This window comes from Dyadobacter ginsengisoli DSM 21015 (genome assembly GCF_059568735.1).
In genome coordinates, this window is record NZ_JCANTY010000007.1 from 511,125 (window position 1) to 530,501 (window position 19,377).

At 48.7% G+C, this 19,377-nt stretch carries 18 protein-coding genes; 2 read left to right on the top strand and 16 right to left on the bottom strand.

The window, feature by feature from the left end; genetic code table 11:
- Positions 1-80: 80 nt before the first annotated feature.
- From leuD to ilvD, 13 genes are all read right to left on the bottom strand, one after another.
- Entirely contained in the window at positions 81-677 is a 597-nt protein-coding gene (gene leuD, locus BP71_RS27015; protein ID WP_496384682.1) for a 3-isopropylmalate dehydratase small subunit, read from the bottom strand.
- A gap of 12 nt (positions 678-689) precedes the next feature.
- Positions 690-983 (bottom strand): four helix bundle protein, encoded by a 294-nt coding sequence (locus BP71_RS27020; protein WP_496384684.1) that lies wholly within the window; start codon positions 981-983, stop codon positions 690-692.
- Between the two features lie 143 nt (positions 984-1,126).
- Entirely contained in the window at positions 1,127-2,530 is a 1,404-nt protein-coding gene (gene leuC, locus BP71_RS27025; protein WP_342086845.1) for a 3-isopropylmalate dehydratase large subunit, read from the bottom strand.
- 201 nt (positions 2,531-2,731) lie between these two features.
- Positions 2,732-3,001, bottom strand: coding sequence for a nucleotidyltransferase family protein (locus BP71_RS27030; RefSeq protein WP_496384685.1), 270 nt, complete (start codon positions 2,999-3,001; stop codon positions 2,732-2,734).
- A gap of 149 nt (positions 3,002-3,150) precedes the next feature.
- Positions 3,151-3,999, bottom strand: coding sequence for an AraC family transcriptional regulator (locus BP71_RS27035; protein ID WP_496384686.1), 849 nt, complete (start codon positions 3,997-3,999; stop codon positions 3,151-3,153).
- Between the two features lie 14 nt (positions 4,000-4,013).
- On the bottom strand, positions 4,014-5,120 hold the full coding sequence (locus BP71_RS27040) for a hypothetical protein (protein WP_496384687.1): 1,107 nt from the start codon (positions 5,118-5,120) through the stop codon (positions 4,014-4,016).
- A gap of 78 nt (positions 5,121-5,198) precedes the next feature.
- Positions 5,199-6,455, bottom strand: a complete 1,257-nt coding sequence (gene ilvA, locus BP71_RS27045; protein ID WP_496384688.1) for a threonine ammonia-lyase IlvA — start codon at positions 6,453-6,455, stop codon at positions 5,199-5,201.
- Positions 6,456-6,556: 101 nt separating this feature from the next.
- Positions 6,557-7,603 carry a ketol-acid reductoisomerase gene (ilvC, locus tag BP71_RS27050; RefSeq protein ID WP_496384689.1) on the bottom strand — a complete coding sequence of 349 codons (1,047 nt, stop codon included), beginning with the start codon at positions 7,601-7,603 and terminating at the stop codon, positions 6,557-6,559.
- A 64-nt stretch (positions 7,604-7,667) separates the two neighbouring features.
- The gene (ilvN, locus tag BP71_RS27055) at positions 7,668-8,201 is read right to left on the bottom strand and encodes an acetolactate synthase small subunit (RefSeq protein ID WP_106595787.1); all 534 of its coding nucleotides are present in this window, start codon (positions 8,199-8,201) and stop codon (positions 7,668-7,670) included.
- A gap of 19 nt (positions 8,202-8,220) precedes the next feature.
- The gene (gene ilvB, locus BP71_RS27060; protein ID WP_496384690.1) at positions 8,221-9,981 is read right to left on the bottom strand and encodes a biosynthetic-type acetolactate synthase large subunit; all 1,761 of its coding nucleotides are present in this window, start codon (positions 9,979-9,981) and stop codon (positions 8,221-8,223) included.
- A gap of 14 nt (positions 9,982-9,995) precedes the next feature.
- Positions 9,996-10,166: a hypothetical protein gene (locus tag BP71_RS27065; RefSeq protein WP_496384691.1), complete on the bottom strand. Its 171-nt coding sequence runs from the start codon at positions 10,164-10,166 to the stop codon at positions 9,996-9,998.
- Positions 10,166-10,378, bottom strand: a complete 213-nt coding sequence (locus BP71_RS27070; protein WP_496384692.1) for a hypothetical protein — start codon at positions 10,376-10,378, stop codon at positions 10,166-10,168. The genes BP71_RS27065 and BP71_RS27070 overlap by 1 nt, the downstream gene beginning before the upstream one ends.
- A gap of 12 nt (positions 10,379-10,390) precedes the next feature.
- Positions 10,391-12,076, bottom strand: coding sequence for a dihydroxy-acid dehydratase (gene ilvD / locus BP71_RS27075; protein WP_496384693.1), 1,686 nt, complete (start codon positions 12,074-12,076; stop codon positions 10,391-10,393).
- Positions 12,077-12,404: 328 nt separating this feature from the next.
- Here ilvD and murQ point away from each other — a divergent pair, with 328 nt between their 5' ends.
- On the top strand, positions 12,405-13,208 hold the full coding sequence (gene murQ / locus BP71_RS27080) for an N-acetylmuramic acid 6-phosphate etherase (RefSeq protein ID WP_496384694.1): 804 nt from the start codon (positions 12,405-12,407) through the stop codon (positions 13,206-13,208).
- A 2-nt stretch (positions 13,209-13,210) separates the two neighbouring features.
- On the opposite strand, the gene BP71_RS27085 is transcribed toward murQ, so the two are convergent.
- The 3 genes from BP71_RS27085 to BP71_RS27095 form a co-directional block, all read right to left on the bottom strand.
- Entirely contained in the window at positions 13,211-14,221 is a 1,011-nt protein-coding gene (locus BP71_RS27085) for a zinc-binding dehydrogenase (protein ID WP_496384695.1), read from the bottom strand.
- Positions 14,222-14,314: 93 nt separating this feature from the next.
- Positions 14,315-15,103, bottom strand: coding sequence for an NIPSNAP family protein (locus tag BP71_RS27090; protein WP_496384696.1), 789 nt, complete (start codon positions 15,101-15,103; stop codon positions 14,315-14,317).
- Positions 15,104-15,203: 100 nt separating this feature from the next.
- Entirely contained in the window at positions 15,204-16,235 is a 1,032-nt protein-coding gene (locus BP71_RS27095; protein WP_496384697.1) for a PorP/SprF family type IX secretion system membrane protein, read from the bottom strand.
- Between the two features lie 272 nt (positions 16,236-16,507).
- Here BP71_RS27095 and BP71_RS27100 point away from each other — a divergent pair, with 272 nt between their 5' ends.
- Entirely contained in the window at positions 16,508-19,333 is a 2,826-nt protein-coding gene (locus BP71_RS27100) for a PKD domain-containing protein (protein ID WP_496384698.1), read from the top strand.
- Positions 19,334-19,377: the final 44 nt, after the last annotated feature.

A 19,377-nucleotide genomic window follows, 5' to 3' on the forward strand; every position in this document is an offset into this window, starting at 1 on the left:
AGTGGCTGTCGGCCGTCGGCAGTCGGTAGTCGGCTATCGAAAACGAGTTCGACAGCCGATAGCCGATGGCCGACAGTCCATTAAAATATTCTCTCTCCTTCAAATTCCTTGATCTCTCCTTTCATAGCCTGCAGATAATCAATATCATCGAATCCGTTTGTCAGGTTATGTTTTTTATAACCATTGATATCGAAAGATTCTTTCTCACCTGTTGACACGATCGTGATCGTCTGCGCTGGAAGATTTACTTCCAATTCGGCTTTGGGATCCGCTTCGATAGCCTGAAATATCTTGTCCAGGAATTCAGGACTGACCTGTACAGGCAAAATACCGATATTCAGAGAGTTACCTTTAAAAATATCCGCAAAGAAGCTGGAAACCACGCAACGGAAACCGTAATCGTAGATCGCCCACGCAGCGTGCTCACGGCTGGAACCGCTGCCGAAGTTGTGGCCTCCTACGAGGATTTTTCCGGAATAAATCGGGTTATTCAATACGAAATCCTGCTTTGGCGTGTCGTCGCCATTGTACCGCCAGTCGCGGAACAGGTTGTCGCCAAAACCTTCCCGCTTGGTCGCTTTCAGGAAGCGCGCAGGGATAATCTGGTCGGTATCTACGTTTTCAATCGGCAAAGGAACTGCCGAGCTTTTCAGTATGGTGAATTTATCGTAAGCCATTTTTATAATGCTTTATGCCGTAAGCTTAAAGCTTACGGCCTTTTTTGTAATGCTTTTTTCCAGGTGATACAGCATTCTCTTGATAAGATTAACTCTTTCATTCAGTGACGAATAATCAATTTCTGAAAGGTATTTCAAATCCTTTGAGAGCTGTAAGAGATATTCAACTTCATGGCCGGAGCCTAATGAAATGTGTATAAACCTTGCGAATTCCGAATCTGTTGTTCTGCCGCAGCCCTCTGCAATGTTCGTTGGAATTGATACAGAGGCTCTTCTTATTTGAGAAGTGATGCCATAAAGTCTCATGCTGCGGAAACCTGTGCGTCAAGGCGTAAACATCAAGAACAAATTCTGGCTTATCCGCCATACTTCATACTTCCTGAAATCTCTCATAAACAAGTGTGTGATCCAAATAGCTTAAAGCTTATAGCCTATTGCGTAAGGCCCCTTCAAAGCAACGTCCGCGGATCCGTGACGACGCCCGTTACCGCTGCTGCGGCTGCCACGAGCGGGCTCGCAAGCAACGTGCGTGCACCCGGGCCCTGGCGACCTTCGAAGTTACGGTTGGAAGTACTTACCGCGTATTTGCCGGCGGGGATCTTGTCGTCGTTCATCGCCAGACAAGCCGAGCAGCCCGGCTGACGCAGCTCGAAACCAGCTTCTGTCAGAATATCCAAAATACCTTCTTCCTTGATCTGTGCCTCCACAATATGCGAGCCCGGAACGATCCAAGCCGTTACATTATCCGCCTTTTTGCGGCCTTTCACGATAGAAGCGAATGCGCGGAAGTCCTCGATACGGCCATTGGTGCAGCTACCGATGAAAACGTAGTCGATTTTCTTGCCTAGCATGCTCTCGTTCTCATGGAAACCCATGTAATTCAGCGACTTGTCATAAGTAGCTTTGCCACCTTCCACCTGATCCGAAGTTGGGATCGCTTTGCTGATACCTTGTCCCATTCCCGGGTTGGTACCGTAAGTGATCATCGGCTCGATATCGGCTGCATCGAAGTTATATTCTTTGTCAAAAACAGCGCCTTCGTCTGTTTTCAATGTTTTCCAATAAGCTAATGCTTTGTCCCACTTCTCGCCTTTCGGAGCTTGCTCGCGGCCATTGATGTAGGCAAATGTAGTTTCATCGGGAGCGATCATACCACCGCGTGCACCCATTTCGATACTCATGTTGCAGACGGTCATACGGCCTTCCATCGACATATTTTCGAACACATCACCTGCATATTCAACGAAGTAACCTGTTGCGCCGGCAGTTGTCAGTTTCGAGATAACGTAAAGCGTCACGTCTTTCGGCGTTACACCTTTGCCCAGCGTGCCATTTACATTTACACGCATTTTCTTAGGCTTAGGCTGCATAATGCATTGCGACGAAAGCACCATTTCCACCTCCGAAGTACCGATACCGAACGCGATCGCGCCGAATGCACCGTGGGTAGAAGTGTGGGAATCACCACAAACGATGGTCATGCCCGGAAGCGTAATACCATTTTCGGGTCCAACCACGTGCACAATACCATTGCGGGCATGTCCCAAACCCCAGTGCGAAATGCCGTATTTCGCCGCATTCGATTCGAGGGCTTTCAGCTGGTTGGCAGAAAGCGGATCGGCTACCGGAAGGTGCTGGTTGATGGTCGGTGTGTTGTGGTCCGCCGTTGCGAAAGTGCGCTCGGGGTACATTACACCAATGCCTCTGGTTTCGAGTCCTAGGAAAGCAACTGGGCTTGTTACTTCGTGGATAAAATGGCGGTCGATGAAGAAAACATCGGGGCCGTCCTCAATTTTACGGACAACGTGGGCATCCCACACTTTGTCGAAAAGGGTACTCGCTTGATTACTCATTTTGATTAAAATTAGAATTTCGCCTTGTCGTTCTGGCTTCCAAGAAAGAGCTGATACTCAATGCTTTTCTCAAAAGGAGAACCGACACTACAAATTACCGCATATTTAAAGGAATATGTATAACGATAACAGTTCAAAAAATAGTGATTTTGGTTTGAAGGAATGGTTTGAGCGGAAATCTTTATTGGAGTCTGCCCAGTATCAAACAATGAGCTCATCCTTCTCGATAAAAGGCAACATACTAGGTTTAATACCGCGCCTGCTTACAAGGTCAACGTTTGGTCCCAGGATTCTCTCCAATTCTATCGCCAAGTCAACAAACTCAAAACCTACTGGACTGGTAAACTCGACAACAATGTCAACGTCGCTGTCAGGACGGGCTTCATTCCTTGCATAGGAGCCGAAAAGAGCCATTGATTTAAGCGCGTAACGCGAAAATAGACCTTGCTTTGATTTTCTTAGCTTATCCATTATACCTCGTGACTGCCCATCCGCTCTCAGCGTTCTCTTTTTGAACTCATCCAATGTAATGGAACGGCCGGATGCAATTTCTCCCCTGCCTGTATCAATTCCTTATAAGTACATGTTTAGGTAGCTTCATATCATTGTAGGTCAAATATTCACCCCTGTCGCTTCGGCGTCGTTCCGTACTTCTCCTTATAGGTCTTGATAAAATGCGAGACGCTCTCGTAACCAATCTCCGTACTGATTTCTGAAACGTTCTTCGTACTATTCCTCAGCAAAAAATCCGCGTAATCCAGTCGCTTGTTTTTCAGCCATAATGCCGGCGAAGTATTGAACTCATCTTGAAAATCACGCTTGAATGCCGAAAGGCTGCGGCCTGACAGCCTGGCCAGTTCGTTCAATGTAAGCGGTTTCAGGTAGTAACTGTTCATTAAAAACGAAAGATCGACCTTTTCGCCTTTATATAGACTGTACAAAATACCCCGCAGCTGGTTTGAATTATCCAGTTCCATCAAATGCAGCAGCAGCTCCTGGAATTTGAGGCGCAAAAAGTGGTTTTTCAACTCCGTCCGCGAGCGGAAATAGGGGAATACGGATTGAATGAATTTCTCGAAGTTGTCATCCGACTTCAAAAGCAGAATCGGGTATTCGACCGTCCCTGCATTAGTTTGTGCATCGAAAAGCTCGGGATGCAGCCCAACGAATTCCTTCAGGAGTTTTTCATCGAAGAAGAATACAAGACTTTTATAGGATTCGTGTATGGATTCAGACATCAGGTAAAAACCCCTCTGAATGAACAGGATATCGCCCTTTTCCACATGCACTTCCTGCGTCGGGCTGGTGAATTTCTTTTCGCCTTCCAGCACCACTATCACCGCATGCTCCTCGAAAAAGACATCATATTTGGAAGGATACACCTCATTCCGATAGGCCACGAAAGTCATGTCCTGAATTTTCAGGGACTCGAACTCCTGGGAGCTGATATCGGATGGTACGCGGAGCATTGGAGGACGGAGGGCTATTTCCCGCTTTTAAAAAGTTTGTTCAAATTCAGATAGTAGTTCAAACTGATGCGTGGGCGGTTGAAAAACGCAACCTCGTCTGAAACCAATGATGATAAATTCGCGAAATGGGAGACTTCGAGGCTGAATTGTCTCCGAAAAGAAACCCCAACATGCGGCCCCAAAATGGAAGTTCGCCAGCTATCCAAGGGAAAGCTGTACTCAAAACCAATGTTAGGCCGAAAATCACCAGAACCCATGTAAGTTCCTGCCCCAACCTCCAAGGTGTTTAAACTGATTTTTTCGTCCGGGATGTAATTGTATACCTTGCTCACAGAAACGCCCGGTATCGTCGCAAACAGTATTTTGAAATAGCGGTTGTGAAATCTTCTCGGCAGGTTTACACGCACCCCCACCCCGAATGTCGGTGTTGTTCCCAGGTTAACATCGGTTTCCTCCCAGGCTTCGATACCCCCCATCACATACGCGTCTATCTCCATTTCCGACTCGGCAGCAGGGCCTTTGTTCTGCTTTCCCGAGGTATTCACCCCATTGTACCGGTCGACATAGCGTCCCAATTCTTTTGCAGAATAGCCACGAACAGGGCCATTGTCGGCACCATCGCTCAGCAATACCGGTAACTGGCGCACATACTCGTCGTATTGAATAAGGTACTTTTTCCCGCCGGTTAGTCTGTAAAAAGGATAATTGAACAGTTCCGTCAGCTTCCCGTCCTTTTCCAGAAAGAAATGCGACTGTTCGGTCGGATCCAGGTATTCCAGTAGGGTCGCTTTCGAACCTGAGGTTATTTCGCGTAAATAAACAGTTATCGAGTCCTTAGCCTCGAAAGACGGTGCCAGCTCGTAGGTTTTGCTCAAATCGATGTCCAGTATCCCAATCCTTTTGCTGACATAATGCTCGTTGAGCGGCGCAATGTAAAACTTGGCCGCCATGTCCGGACCCACCTTTTCGATTCCACCCTCCTTCTCTTTTGCGAAATCGATGGTCATCGGGCTGGTACCCCAGCCGTCATAACGAACAGATCCCCTGACCGTGTCACCTTTGGGCGAAACGATATAGCTATCCAGCAGCTTTCCCTGCCCAAAACTGCGAGAAACGGCCATCAAAATAACCAGCGTGCCGATAAGTAAACAATGCAATCCTCGTCGTAAACCCGAGCTCATAAAAAATACCCCTAATATTTAAACCATAAACTGAAACAAGTCCGGCTGATCATTGAGATACTCATAAACCACCCGGTTAGCATCCATTCGCTCGATCAGCGGGGCGAAGTCTTCCCGGTTTTTCAGTTCAATGCCTACCAATGCAGGACCTTGCTCGCGGTTGGTTTTCTTGACATATTCAAAACGCGCAATGTCGTCATTCGGGCCGAGTACATTCAAAAACTCTCGGAATGCCCCTGAACGTTGCGGGAAGCGGATGATAAAGTAATGCTTTAAACCTTCATAAAGGAGTGACCGCTCCTTTATTTCCTCTGTGCGTGTAATGTCGTTGTTGCCTCCGCTGATGAGCACGACCACGTTTTTACCTTTGATATCCTCGCGGATCAGGTCCAATGCAGCCACCGTCAATGCACCAGCCGGTTCGGCTACAATCGCCTCTTCGTTGTAAAGTTGCAGGATCGACGAGCACACCTTTCCTTCCGGCACCAGCAGGATCTGGTTTAAACTCTTGCTGCAAACCTCGAAAGTAATGTCACCCGCACGCTTCACAGCCGCTCCGTCGACGAATTTATCGATATTATCCAGCGTCACCACATGCCCTTCCTGGATCGAGCGGTGCATCGTGGGCGAGCCTTCCGGCTCGACACCTATAAGCTGGGTTTTGGGAGAAAGTTGTTTAAAAACGGTTGAAATGCCCGACGCCAGTCCGCCTCCGCCAATGGCCATCAACAGGTAGTCGATCTTGAAATCTGCATCTTTGAAAATTTCAAGGCCCACCGTTCCCTGGCCTTCAATCACCTGCAAATCGTCGAATGGATGCACAAAAACAGCATTAGTACTCTCGCGGTAGGCCATCGAGGCGTGGTAAGCATCGTCGTAAGTGTCGCCTACCAAATGTATTTCGATCCATTCCTGACCGAACAACCGTACTTGTTTCACCTTTTGCGCCGGGGTGGTAGTAGGCATGAAAATCGCTCCCTTCACCTCCATTTTGCGGCACGCATATGCGACGCCCTGCGCATGGTTGCCTGCGCTCGCACATACCACCCCGCCCGCGAGGGCCTCCGGCGTCATACTAGCCATTTTGTTGTAGGCGCCGCGGATCTTGTAGGAACGCACAGTCTGCAAATCCTCTCTTTTCAGGTAAATGTTCGCACCATACTGCTCCGACAGGTGTGCATTATAAAAGATTGGTGTGTGGTTAATCACGCCGCGGAGGCGTTCGGCGGCGAGGAATATGTTATCGAGAGTCGGAACGGAATGTGAAGTGCTCATGAGTATGAAAGAAAAGAGCTTTACGATGGATCGTAAAGCCCGGTATTTTTATCGGACTTCCCAGGTTTTGGAGAACCCGGGAAGTCGAAAGTAAGTGCAAATTAGTTACGCTCTGGACGCAGACCACGTACAGTCGTACCAGCTTGCCACATTTCTGATTCGCGGAGCTCAGCCAATTCAGCTTCCAGTTTCACGCGGTAATCAGGTTGTGAGTTGCGGGTGATGGAGATTGTAGCTTGCTCGCCGCTTTTTACAGAATTGTAAAGTTGTTCGAAAACAGGCTTGGTAGCATCACGGAAAGGTTTCCACCAGTCCAAAGCACCACGCTGCGCAGTAGTAGAGCAGTTAGCATACATCCAGTCCATACCGTTTTCAGCAACCAATGGCATCAACGATTGAGTCAATTCTTCAACAGTTTCGTTGAATGCTTCTGATGGTGTATGGCCATTTGAACGCAACACTTCGTATTGTGCAGCGAAAATACCCTGGATAGCACCCATCAAAGTACCACGCTCACCTGTAAGGTCAGATGTTACTTCACGGTAGAAATCGGTTTCGAACAGGTAGCCTGAACCTACACCGATACCCATTGCGATACATTTTTCACGCGCTTTGCCAGTTGCATCCTGGAATACCGCGAAAGAAGAGTTCAAGCCTTTTCCTTCTACGAACAGACGGCGCAACGATGTTCCCGATCCTTTTGGAGCAACGAGGTATACGTCTACGTCAGCAGGAGGAATGATACCGGTCTGATCTTTATAAGTTACACCGAAGCCGTGTGAGAAATACAGTGATTTTCCGGCAGTAAGGTGTTTTTTAACAGTCGGCCAAAGTTCGATCTGAGCAGCGTCAGAAAGAAGATAGCAAATGATAGTTCCTTTTGCAAGCGCCTCTTCGATGTCGAAAAGCGTCTCGCCTGGTACCCATCCGTCAGCAACGGCTTTGTCCCAAGACTTACCACCTTTACGCTGACCAACGATTACATTGAAACCGTTGTCACGCATGTTCAAGCTTTGGCCTGGGCCTTGTACGCCGTAACCAATTACAGCGATAGTTTCAGTAGAAAGTACTTCACGTGCTTTTTCAAGTGGAAATTCTTCACGGGTTACTACTTCTTCTTCGACCCCGCCGAAATTTAATTTTGCCATTGATTATTGATTGGATTATTGATTTACTACGAATTAAACAGCAATACTACTAAAACTTTATAGACTATTGGTAATACTCCCACTCGGCTTCCGGCAGATAATCTACCAGAGTCTGAGGCGATTTGCTTACCGCAACCCTTCCCGATCTCACAAATTCAAGGATTTCGTGGGGTTTGATATAGTCGAAAAATTCAAAGATCTCTTCTTCCGTACCGGTCTTCTGGATGATCACGTACGTGAGGTGCCAGTACACAACCCAAGCCTTGTAAGTCTTGTTGATCGTCTCGATATCGAGCGGCTTAGCGCCGATTGGCGTAGAAACCTTGAACAATGCGATCTCGTTGTACGCGATATCCTCATTGAGATACCCGAAAACAGCGAGCACTTCGATGATCTTCCGGATCTGGCGGACCAGTTTCTCCACCGCGTCGCGCGACTCGTGACGGATGACGATCGTAAACCGGGAAATACCCTTACGCTCGGTTTCCGAAACGGTCAGACTGTCGATATTGATCCGTCTCCGGGTGAAAATCGTCGTGATCTTGTTAAGAATGCCTATCGTGTTTTCAGTAAAAACACAAATGGTGTATGATGTCATAATATCTTCCTCTTTTATATTATTCCAAACGAATATCCGCTACGCAAGCCCCTGTTGGCACCATCGGGAATACGTTTTCCTCTTTTTCTACCAACACTTCCAGCAGGTAAGGCTTGTCGGAAGCCAGCATTTTGTCCAGCGACGCATGCAGGTCTTCGCGCTTTCCGCAGGTATGGCCATCGATTCCGAAACCTTTGGCAATGGTGATAAAATCAGGGTTTTGCAGCTCCACGAACGAATAGCGTTTCTGGTGGAAAAGCTGTTGCCACTGGCGTACCATTCCGAGGAAGTTGTTGTTCAGGATGATGATCTTTACCGGCAAACCGCTTTGAGCGATGGTACCAAGCTCCTGGATCGTCATCTGGAAACATCCGTCACCGATAATGGCCACCACTTCACGGTCGGGCGCACCCACTTTCGCTCCGAACGATGCCGGCAATGCGTAACCCATTGTTCCCAAACCGCCCGAAGTAATGAAAGAACTTGGCTTTTTGAACTGATAGTAACGCGCAGCCATCATCTGGTGCTGGCCCACATCTGCTACAATCACCGCCTCACCTTTTGTTTTATCAGAAAGTGTGCGGATTACCTCTGCCATTTTGATCTTTTCGGTCGTAGGGGCCAGTTCCGGCTGGGTGATTTTCTGGTCTTCGATCGTGTCGTACTTTTTGAACTCCGCATTCCACGCTTCGTGGCTATTCTGGTTCACGAGTGGGAGCAGCAATTCCAAAGCGATTTTAGCATCTCCAACAACCGGCGCGTCCGCTTTCACGATCTTGTCGATCTCGGCAGGGTCAATTTCAATGTGAACGACCTTCGCCTGTTTCGCATAACGGCTCAGATCACCGGTTACGCGGTCGTCGAAACGCATTCCAACGGCGATAATAAGGTCGCATTGGTTGGTCAGCACGTTGGTACCATAGTTACCGTGCATTCCCAGCCAGCCTACGTAATTAGGGTGGTCGACTGAAATCGAAGATAATCCGAGCAATGTCGAAGCAGCCGGAATATCTGTTTTTTCAAGGAATTTGATCAGCTCCTGCTCCGCACCGGAAATCTGTACGCCGTGGCCTACAAAAAGGAACGGACGTTTCGCCTGGTTGATCAGCTTCGCAGCGGCCGCGAGCTGGTCTTCTTTCGGAGCAAGGCGCGGGTGATAGCTCAGCAATGTTTCCACCTTTTTATGTACAAAAGGCTTCGTCATCAGCTTCTGCTGCGCATCCTTGGTGATATCGATCAAAACAGGACCCGGACGGCCTGATTTTGCTATATAAAATGCTTTTGCAATGATCTCGGGTATCTCATCGGCATTGGTGACCTGGTAATTCCATTTGGTGATCGGAATGGTGATCCCCATCACATCCGTTTCCTGGAATGCGTCGGTACCCAGCAGATGCGAAGCAACCTGACCGATAATGCAGACCATCGGCGTAGAATCGATGATCGCGTCGGCGATACCCGTTACAAGGTTGGTAGCGCCAGGGCCTGATGTTACCAGACAAACACCCACTTCTCCCGTAATGCGTGCAAACCCTTCTGCCGCGTGTGCAGCACCTTGTTCGTGGCGCACGAGAATGTGGTTGACCTGATCCTGATAGTCATAGATCGCATCATACACCGGCATAATCGCGCCGCCCGGATAGCCGAAAATGGTTTTCACCCCTTCCGCGATCAGTGACTGGATCACCGCATGCGACCCATTGATCAACTCCGGCTTGGCCACCGAAACCACCGGTTCCGAAGCCTGAATTGTTGCAGTTTGATTTTCATTAAATCCCATGACCTCTGTATTGTTTAGTCGGATGAATTTTCACTCGTTTTTCTAACCCATATATCCATGTCGCCGGTTGTCCGGGAGTAACCATGCAAGATCACAGAGTAACCGCCGACCAGGATATATTCCACTTCACATTCGTTGAATGACTTCAAGAAATCCTGAAAATCATCATTGAAAATATTTCCCATTACATCGGATGTTTCCTCATTGAAAAAACACTTCTATCCATTCTGGGCGGGTTTTGCAAATCAAACTGAAAAGCTATGCTATTGAGGTACTGCGCAACTTCCAGCCTTTCTTTCAGGCTTTTGGGTTGACTTTGGGCATAATACTTTTCGGTTTCCGAATGCGTTCCGGCATGGAAGGCTGTTCTATCCAGTTTGAATTTCCCCTCCGACATAATGCTTTAATTTTACGCTTCGTCAGTCACGCAACCTTCGCTGGCTGATTTCACGGTTCTGATATATCTTCCCAGCATACCTTTTGTAAAGCGCGGCGCGGGTTGTACCCAGGCTGCTTTGCGGGTTGCCATTTCTTCATCGGAAATGTGCAGGGTCAGTACGCGGGTGTTGGCATCGATGCTGATGCGGTCGCCGTCTTTCACGAGGGCAATCGGGCCGCCGTCAAATGCTTCCGGGGTAATGTGTCCTACCACGAAACCGTGGGTACCTCCCGAGAATCTACCGTCGGTGATCAGCGCGATCTTGTCGCCCAGGCCTGCGCCCATTACGGCAGAAGTTGGTTTCAGCATTTCCGACATGCCCGGACCGCCTTTTGGACCTGCATTACGGATCACCACCACGTGACCTGCCTTAATTTCGCCTTTGGAAAGCATTTCAATGATCTCCGATTCATGCTCGCACACTTTCGCTTCGCCATCGAATGTCAGACCTTCCTTACCGGTAATTTTAGCAACCGCCCCATCTGGCGCCAGGTTACCGTAAAGTACCTGAATGTGGCCGGATTGCTTGATAGGTGTTTCAATCGGGAACACCATTTTCTGGGTCTCGAAGTTCAAATCAGGAGCTTCCGCAAGGTTTTCTGCTACCGTCTTACCAGTTACAGTAATGCAGTCTCCGTGGATCAGGCCTTTGGAATACAAATATTTGGTTACCGCAGGAACACCGCCGATTTCCAGGATGTCTTCCATGAAATATTTACCGCTAGGCTTCAAATCCGCTATAAACGGTGTCCGGTCTGAAATCACCTGAATATCGTCCAAAGTCAGCGGAATGTCGGCCGCACGTGCGATCGCGAGGTAATGCAATGCCGCATTGGTTGAGCCGCCGAGCGCCATTACCACTGTCAATGCGTTTTCCAGCGATTTTTTGGTAATAATATCTTTCGGCGTAATGTTCAGTTCGAGCAAGTTCTTCATGGTAGCGCCAATCTTCTTGCATTCTTCCTGCTTGCCTTCGTGCGTAGCCGGGTAAGAGCTGCTGAACGGCAGGCTCAGTCCCATTGCTTCGATCGAAGAAGCCATGGTGTTGGCAGTATACATACCGCCGCAAGCTCCCTGGCCGGGAATTGAATTTTGAATTACTCCTTTATAATCTTCGTCAGAAATGTTATTCGCAAATTTCTTACCCAACGCTTCGAATGCCGAAACGATGTCGAGTTTTTGTCCTTTATAATGTCCCGAGCGGATGGTACCGCCGTAAACCATGATCGCGGGACGATCCAGGCGCGCCATCGCCATAATAGCACCAGGCATGTTTTTATCACAACCCACCACCGCGATCACGCCGTCGTACCACTGCGCAGCAACGACTGTTTCGATCGAATCGGCGATAATGTCACGGCTCGGAAGCGAGTAACGCATACCGTCGTTACCGTTGGTCATACCGTCCGAAACTCCGATCGTATTGAAGATCAAACCCACCATGTCATTGGCAGTTACGCCTTGCTTCACGTACACCGACAAGCCGTTCAGGTGCATGTTGCAGGGGTTACCCTCGTAACCTGTGCTGGCAATCCCGATCTGTGGTTTAACAAAGTCTTCTTCTTTCAAACCAATACCATAAAGCATTGCCTGTGCGGCCGGATTGGTAACTTCCTGGGTCAGGGTCTTCGAAAATCTGTTTAATTCTGTCGCCATTGGTGAATGATTGTATTTAAAATAAAAACACCCCACTCTTTGGTGTGAGTGAGGTGCCAGATATGTGTTATCATCCCACTCACGCTTTTGGCGTGACGATAATTAGGACCGGGACGATAATTGTTGATTTCATTTTAGCGTAACATTTAAGTCTAGCGAAATTTCGCCGTTTTTAACTTGGTGTTACAAATTAGGAGGCTATCTTTTTATTTTCCAAACATTGAGAGGATTTTTTGTTATAAATCTATGATAAATACCAAATTTCTTCCCGGTGCAGGATCGTTATCGGAAAACATTTAATTTTGAATTCCAAAAACCACGAACCGCAATGCTGACAACCGAATCGTCTTCGAACTATAATGATCTTGAAAAAATGAGTGTTCACGACCTGCTGACTTCCATCAATGCCGAAGATCAGACTGTGCCTCATGCCGTCCGGAAATCGATCCCGCAGATCGAAGCGCTCGTAGAGCAGATCGTCCCGAGGATGAAGAATGGCGGCCGGTTGTTTTACATCGGTGCCGGAACCAGCGGTAGGTTGGGTGTCGTGGACGCGTCGGAATGCCCGCCTACATTTGGCGTTCCGTTCGATCTGGTGGTCGGAATTATCGCCGGAGGCGACACGGCCATTCGCAAGGCTGTTGAAAACGCCGAGGACGATTGGAACCAGGCGTGGAAAGATCTTGCGGCTTACGCGCCCAACGAAAATGATACATTAATAGGAATAGCTGCCTCAGGCCGCACGCCTTACGTGATCGGCGGTTTGAATGAAGCGCGCGGTGCGGGTTTGCTGACCGGCTGCGTGGTGTGCAACGACGGCTCGGCAGTGGCCAAAGCCTGCGAATATCCCGTGGAAATAGTGGTTGGCCCCGAATTTTTGACCGGGAGCACGAGAATGAAATCCGGTACAGCTCAGAAACTGGCCCTTAATATGATTTCTACTTCGGTCATGATCCGCCTGGGGAAGGTGAAGGGAAACAAAATGGTGGACATGCAGCTCACCAATGAAAAACTGGTCAACAGGGCGTTGAATATGATCATTGATGAACTGAATATCTCGCCCGACGAGGCACAATCGCTGCTCGATGAGCATGGAAGCGTCCGCGCCGCGATCGAATCGATCCGGAAATAGCCTTATACTGAAAGTACGATCTTGCCGAATTGCTGGCCGGAGTCCATATAACGGAGCGCCTGCTCGGCTTCTTCCAGCGGTAATATTTTATCAATTATGGGCACGATCCGCTTTTCACTGACAAACTGCACCATATCGGCGAACTCCTGCTCGGTACCCATTGTGCTGCCATATATATTGAGCTGTTTGAAAAATACTTTCGCCGGAACAATGTCGGTAATGTTGCCCGTTCCACCGCCATAGAAACAAATGCGGGCACCCGGCGCGGCAATATCGATCAGTTTTGCAAATCCGGGACCGCCTGCGCTGTCGATAATCACATTGAAATATCCGGTCTTTGGCCCACGCGCCTTCACAAGCAGGTCGCGGAACCAGGTAGGGTTTTTGTAGTTGATGCCTCCTTTGGCTCCCATTTCAATGGCTTTCTGAATTTTTTGGTCCGAGCCGGAAGTGACCCATACCTCTGCTCCTGCCGCGATTGCAAACTGGATTGCGAATAATGCCACTCCGCCACCTGCGCCAGTCACCAGTACCCGGTCACCTTGCCTGAACCGGCAGCGTGTCACCAGCGAGCGCCAGGCTGTGAGACCGCCCATCGGAAGCGCAGCTGCCTCTTCAAACGACAAATGTGCTGGTTTCTCTGCGAGGTACCTCGCTTCCGTTTTCACATAACCGGCAAATGTACCATTATCGGGAAGGCCCAGGATTTTGTGATCTTCTGCATAAAAATCAGGGTTATCACCCCAATTTTGAGACGGGTTGATGATGACTTCTTTTCCAATCCAGCTTTTCGCCACCCCGTCACCTACCTCTGTCACAACACCTGCCCCATCCGAGCCGGGAATAATAGGTGTTGTTATTCTGGGATAAAGTCCTTTCTGAATCCATACGTCCCGGTGGTTGAGCGATGCTGCCTTCACCTCAACAAGTACTTCACCGGGGCCGGGATTGGGCTTTTGCATTTCTTCAATCACCAAAGGCTCATGAAGGTTCTTTAATATTGCAGCTTTCATAATATTGATTTAAACAAAAAATGACGAATCAGCCTGTCCAAAACGGATCTTGCCCAATTCATCATTTCAGAATGATTTGAACCGTTTCAGATGCTATATATCCGAATATTCGGTGGGATACAAGAAGAAGCTGGTGTTTTTTGATACGTTGTTCTGATATTCCGGATTCACCTTCAGTTTGTTCCATTCCGCATCTTCCGTGAAGGATTTCCAATGCGCATCCCGTGACGCTTTGTCCGCAAATGTCGTCATATACATCAGGTTTGGCATGTGGCTGCCGGATATGACTTCACCATAGAAAACAGCATTGAAGCCCAACCGCACGAACAGCGGGACCTCACCACCCGCGTTGAACATTTTTACTTTGTTCTGATAAATCTTCTCCGTGTGGCCCTCATAACTTCTCAACTCGTAAACGCGCTGACTTTTCGGGCCATCGAGATTAGGCTTTGAATGAACCGGCATTTCTGTAAACGCCTGCAAGATGATGGATTCGAAACGGGCGTAAGGCGGATTTTTGTAGTTCGCATCGATGTAGTCTTTTCCTGCCGACACATAGGCCTGATCCTTATCCAGCGTTTTGGGCAACGACAGTAACAGGTCCAGTGACTTCAGAGGTGTCAGCACGTAAATTAACTTGCCGGCCATTGTGTCAGAAGCAACCGGCTTGAAAACACCTACGTCTTTGATGCCCGCGCGATGTGCCGCCGGGATGTATGCATCTTTCAGAAATACCTCGACACGGGATTCCTGTTCCGCATTCTTAAGATGGTAGATTTTAATCTCGTAAAATTCCCGCTTGGGAGGTGCTGCAACAGCGCTCAATGCGGTTGTCAGGAGTGTTAGAACGCTAAGTAAAGTAAAGGTTCGGAAGCTGGACATATATTGGGATGTCTTTTTAATAGTGGATAACCACCAGAAAAGACTCCCTCTGACAAAGTTTACCCTATTGCCCGCTGCTACTAATTTTTTTCTTAGAACGTCAGAATTTCGGGCAGGAGAGCTGCCGCTTGCTGCTTTTGGAACGTCTTGGCTTGGATTCCAGGGGAGCGAATATGTATGAAAGGGATATTTCATGAGCCCCGCCACTTCCTGCGCCTAACGTAGAGATGGTTAGGTCGTAGCTGTATCCGATCGAGAACTTATCCTGACGATATCCCGCAAGAAAAATCAGGGATTCATGGTTATTGATATTCTGCGCATATTTTTTAAACGGAATACCCCGGTACCATGCCCCGATCACAAGCGGCTCAATAGTCACATACATTCCTGCATCGAATTGGTCATACTTGCCTTGTTTTTTATACATAATGGCGGGAGAAATCGTCTTTTCCTTGTCAATTTCATCTCCCAGAAAAGTATATCCGGCAAAAGGAATGCGTAACCCGGCCTGTAAACTTGCCTTTACCGGCAAACGGGCCTGTGAAAGATCAGAAAAAGCCTGGTCGGGCCGGTTCAGGTGATGGGCGGAAACGCCTGCCCAGTACCAATCCGAATAAAGCATCGCACCGGCACCAAAATCGGCATAGAACACGTTGGGGCCACCCTTGGCAAACGGGTCCTCTGATGGCTGCCCGGTTAATCCGCCGTTATTATACTGATCACCAAACGTAAGGCCGAAGTAATCCAGCGTTCTCGAAGCAATCCCTCCCTGGATTCCCAGACGAAGCGATGTGAGCTCATTAAATTGTATCTGATAGGAATATTGCAATGCCGCCTCAGTCGATTTGAGATTTCCCAGTCCCTGGCTGTCCATGGTAACCAAAACCCCTACGCCACTGTTCAGATTAGGTAAAAACATGTCCGCACCAATCGAGGTGGTCACAAAATTCGCTGAGAGTGAAGGCCATTGGTTGCGGTAATTGATGGTAGCACGGGGCGCAAGGGCACCTCCGGCCAGAGCCGGATTCAGATATAACGGATTCGCATAAAACTGCGAAAATTGCGGATCCTGGCTCCAACCTTTCAGGCAAAGCAGTGTCAGTATGAAGAGAGTAAGTAAACGCTTGATCATAGATTTATCGGCTTGCCGGTTTCTGAAGAGTATTCCCTTTTCCGGCACAAAAAATTTACCTGATTAATTTCACAAAATATCCTCAAATTGCGTATTAATATTCAAATTAGAGTGGTTTTCACGACAATCCCGCACAAAATTTTAACATTTTATTTTCGTTAGTATTGTCGGGTAATCTGAATATTCCAAGAGATGGCTAGGGGTGTTTGAACAAGTAACGAAACATGGGGCGATTTTATAATAGGTACCAGCACTTTTTTTACATTCTGTCCTTGCTCTTGCTGCTATCTGCCGCATTTGCACAAGCTCAAACGCCTTTTCTGGTACAGGGGCAATGTATGCAGAACCCCGATTGCGAAGCTGATTCCACTTCTTTCAGAGATACACTTTCAACGGCCACCGCATGGCGATGGAACTTCGGGGAAGGCGGTGCTACCGACACCCGGCGTAACCCTCAGCACTCCTACATGGCTCCCGGCTCCTACAACGTCACCCTTACCCGTACATTGAAAAGCGGATCCACGGAACTGGTCTCAAAAGTAGTTCATATCGGAGAATTGCCCCCTCAGTTCCAGCAGTGGAAAACCGATACAACGATCTGCAAAGGTGATACACTCATTCTTGACCCATATCCCAATGGAGCACCGGATGGTGCCCGATACGTGTGGTACCCCAAAGGCGATACAACCCAAACGTTGAAGGTCGACAGTTCCGGATGCTATTCAGTAGAAGTAATCCTTCCCAATGGCTGTAAGATCCAGGACCGTATCAATGTTAAGATCTGTATGGAGCCCACCAATCAGGAAGGCGCCAAGTGGTATTTCGGAGGCAATGCAGGTCTGGATTTCTCGAATAGCCCGCCCACACCGCTCACGGATGGAAAGCTGAATACACCCGAAGGAACCTCGTCCATCTCCAACACGAAAGGTCAGCTGCTCTTCTATTCCGACGGAATTACGATCTGGAACAAAAACGGGGATGTTATGCCCTGTTTTACGGGAACGTGCGTCCCGATGAAAGGGAGCCCGAACTCTACGCAATCTGTTCTGATCGTTCCGCAACCGACCTGTAAGGGCTGTGAATATCTGTATAATGTGTTCACAACCTCGGATATCAACGGAGAAAAACTACTGACTGTCAGCGTGGTAGATATGCGGAGAAACAATGGCTTAGGAGCGATCATCGAGCAAAATACCACATTGCAGCAACCTACAACAGAGCGTATTGCTTCTGTGCGTAATGATCGCGACAGCACTTACTGGGTAGTTTCCCACGATTATGGCACCAACAAATTCCGCATTTTCCACGCGACCGAAGGCGGGCTCGTGGAAGTGAATGCGCCTGAACTCGGGATGGCGCATGACAGCCTGCACAAGGCCGAAGGCTACATGAAGTTCTCATCGCCAGACAGCACCACCGGTCAGCGCAGGCTTGCGGTCGTCATCCCCGGCCCGGCCCGAAACTACGTCGAATTATTCAGCTTCAACGACTCCACCGGCACATTGACTTACGACAAAACGATGGATCTCGGCCCTGCACCACCTATTGCCTACGGAATTGAGTTTTCTCCAAGCGGAGAGAAAATGTACGTATCGTTCCAGGGAGAAAATGGCACGAAATCGTATCTGAAACAATACGATCTGACTTTGCCTGATAGTCTGCTGACCGAGACCGCCATCACCATTGACAGTTCTTCAACTCAGAAATACGGAGCATTACAGTTCGGGCCCGATGGAAGGATTTATATGGCCATCCAGGGGAGTGAATATTTGGCTGTCATAGGGGAGCCGGAAGGAAATTCGCTGACCGGCGTTGACTATGAACGAGACGGGGTCAATCTGGGTGGTAAGAACAGCCAGTTAGGGCTTCCCAATATGGTTCAGGACTTCACCCAGGAGTCTCAGGGGCCCGGATTTGAAGCAGATGGTTTCTGTACCAATGAACCGACCACATTCCAGGCCAGCCCGATGTGCGACCCTATCGAAGATCAGTATTCATGGGATTTTCTCGGAAATGGGTCTTTTACAGCACCTTCTAAGCAGCAGCAGGCGACTTACACGTATACAGAACCAGGTATCTACAAAGTCGCAATGCGGGCTACTAATAAATGTACGGATACTACCATTGTACAGGAAATTACGATCTACGAAACACCTTCGAACATCGATCTGGGCCCCGACAAAGACACCTGCGGCGCCTATGTGCCTCTGGATATGAAAGTTAAGGCGGAAGTATACGCGTGGATTAACCGCGGAAGGGTTGTCGGACGTGGAAAAACCTATAATGCCACCGCCACCGGACGTTACATAGCCATCGCTTTCAACGGCCCGCAAGGAGATTGCTATGCGGCTGACACCATTGAAATTACATTGCGCAAACCACCAGCCTTTTCTATTGGCCCTGACACAACATTATGCCGGGACAGCTCCATTGTCCTCCGTGTGGGCAGCGACCGCTGGATCGAATACAAATGGAGTACAGGTGAAGACACCCGTGAGGTGACTATCAGCCAGCCCGGATCCTATTTCGTGGTGGTAAAAGATCGCAACGATTGCTATAATTCGGACACGTTAACAGTTGGCGAGTTGCCATCACCCATCCTGAACCTCGCTCCTGAAAATGCGATATGTATCCCCGATGGCCAATCCGTGATACTGGATGCTGCGGGACAAGGCCCTTACTCCTATCTCTGGCCACATTCAGGTGACACAACCCGAACGGTTACGGTGAACCAGGAGGGTACCTACATTGTGAGGGCTACCAATAAAGAAGGTTGCGTAACCGAACAATCTACCAAGGTTGAGGATAAATGCGAGCCCCGCTTCTTTATCCCCGATGCATTTACCCCCGACGGAGAAGGTCATAATGAAATACTCGAAATATTCGGAGCCTACTACACGAAGTTCTCGATGCGGATTTACAACCGCTGGGGAGAGGTGATCTACGCCACAACAGATATCGAGGGCCGGTGGGATGGCACCTACAAAGGACTCAAGGTGCAGCCGGGAAGCTATCCCTACGTACTATCCTATGAGGCACTCTACTATCCCGAACGGGCGCCGGTCGTGAAGCGTGGCTCGGTGATGATCATCCGATAGTCCTTCCTTTTGCTAATTAAAACGATTATTTTTGGTTAAATAAT

Coding starts and splice junctions, on each gene's coding strand:
- BP71_RS27065 (WP_496384691.1), bottom strand. CDS start 10,166: ATGGGAAATATTTTCAATGATGATTTTCAGGATTTCTTGAAGTCATTC.
- BP71_RS27040 (WP_496384687.1), bottom strand. CDS start 5,120: ATGGCCGTTTCTCGCAGTTTTGGGCAGGGAAAGCTGCTGGATAGCTAT.
- BP71_RS27030 (WP_496384685.1), bottom strand. CDS start 3,001: ATGGATAAGCTAAGAAAATCAAAGCAAGGTCTATTTTCGCGTTACGCG.
- BP71_RS27085 (WP_496384695.1), bottom strand. CDS start 14,221: ATGAAAGCTGCAATATTAAAGAACCTTCATGAGCCTTTGGTGATTGAA.
- ilvC (WP_496384689.1), bottom strand. CDS start 7,603: ATGGCAAAATTAAATTTCGGCGGGGTCGAAGAAGAAGTAGTAACCCGT.
- ilvA (WP_496384688.1), bottom strand. CDS start 6,455: ATGAGCACTTCACATTCCGTTCCGACTCTCGATAACATATTCCTCGCC.
- BP71_RS27070 (WP_496384692.1), bottom strand. CDS start 10,378: ATGTCGGAGGGGAAATTCAAACTGGATAGAACAGCCTTCCATGCCGGA.
- BP71_RS27090 (WP_496384696.1), bottom strand. CDS start 15,103: ATGTCCAGCTTCCGAACCTTTACTTTACTTAGCGTTCTAACACTCCTG.
- murQ (WP_496384694.1), top strand. CDS start 12,405: ATGCTGACAACCGAATCGTCTTCGAACTATAATGATCTTGAAAAAATG.
- ilvN (WP_106595787.1), bottom strand. CDS start 8,201: ATGACATCATACACCATTTGTGTTTTTACTGAAAACACGATAGGCATT.
- BP71_RS27020 (WP_496384684.1), bottom strand. CDS start 983: ATGAGACTTTATGGCATCACTTCTCAAATAAGAAGAGCCTCTGTATCA.
- leuC (WP_342086845.1), bottom strand. CDS start 2,530: ATGAGTAATCAAGCGAGTACCCTTTTCGACAAAGTGTGGGATGCCCAC.
- ilvB (WP_496384690.1), bottom strand. CDS start 9,981: ATGGGATTTAATGAAAATCAAACTGCAACAATTCAGGCTTCGGAACCG.
- ilvD (WP_496384693.1), bottom strand. CDS start 12,076: ATGGCGACAGAATTAAACAGATTTTCGAAGACCCTGACCCAGGAAGTT.
- BP71_RS27035 (WP_496384686.1), bottom strand. CDS start 3,999: ATGCTCCGCGTACCATCCGATATCAGCTCCCAGGAGTTCGAGTCCCTG.
- BP71_RS27095 (WP_496384697.1), bottom strand. CDS start 16,235: ATGATCAAGCGTTTACTTACTCTCTTCATACTGACACTGCTTTGCCTG.
- leuD (WP_496384682.1), bottom strand. CDS start 677: ATGGCTTACGATAAATTCACCATACTGAAAAGCTCGGCAGTTCCTTTG.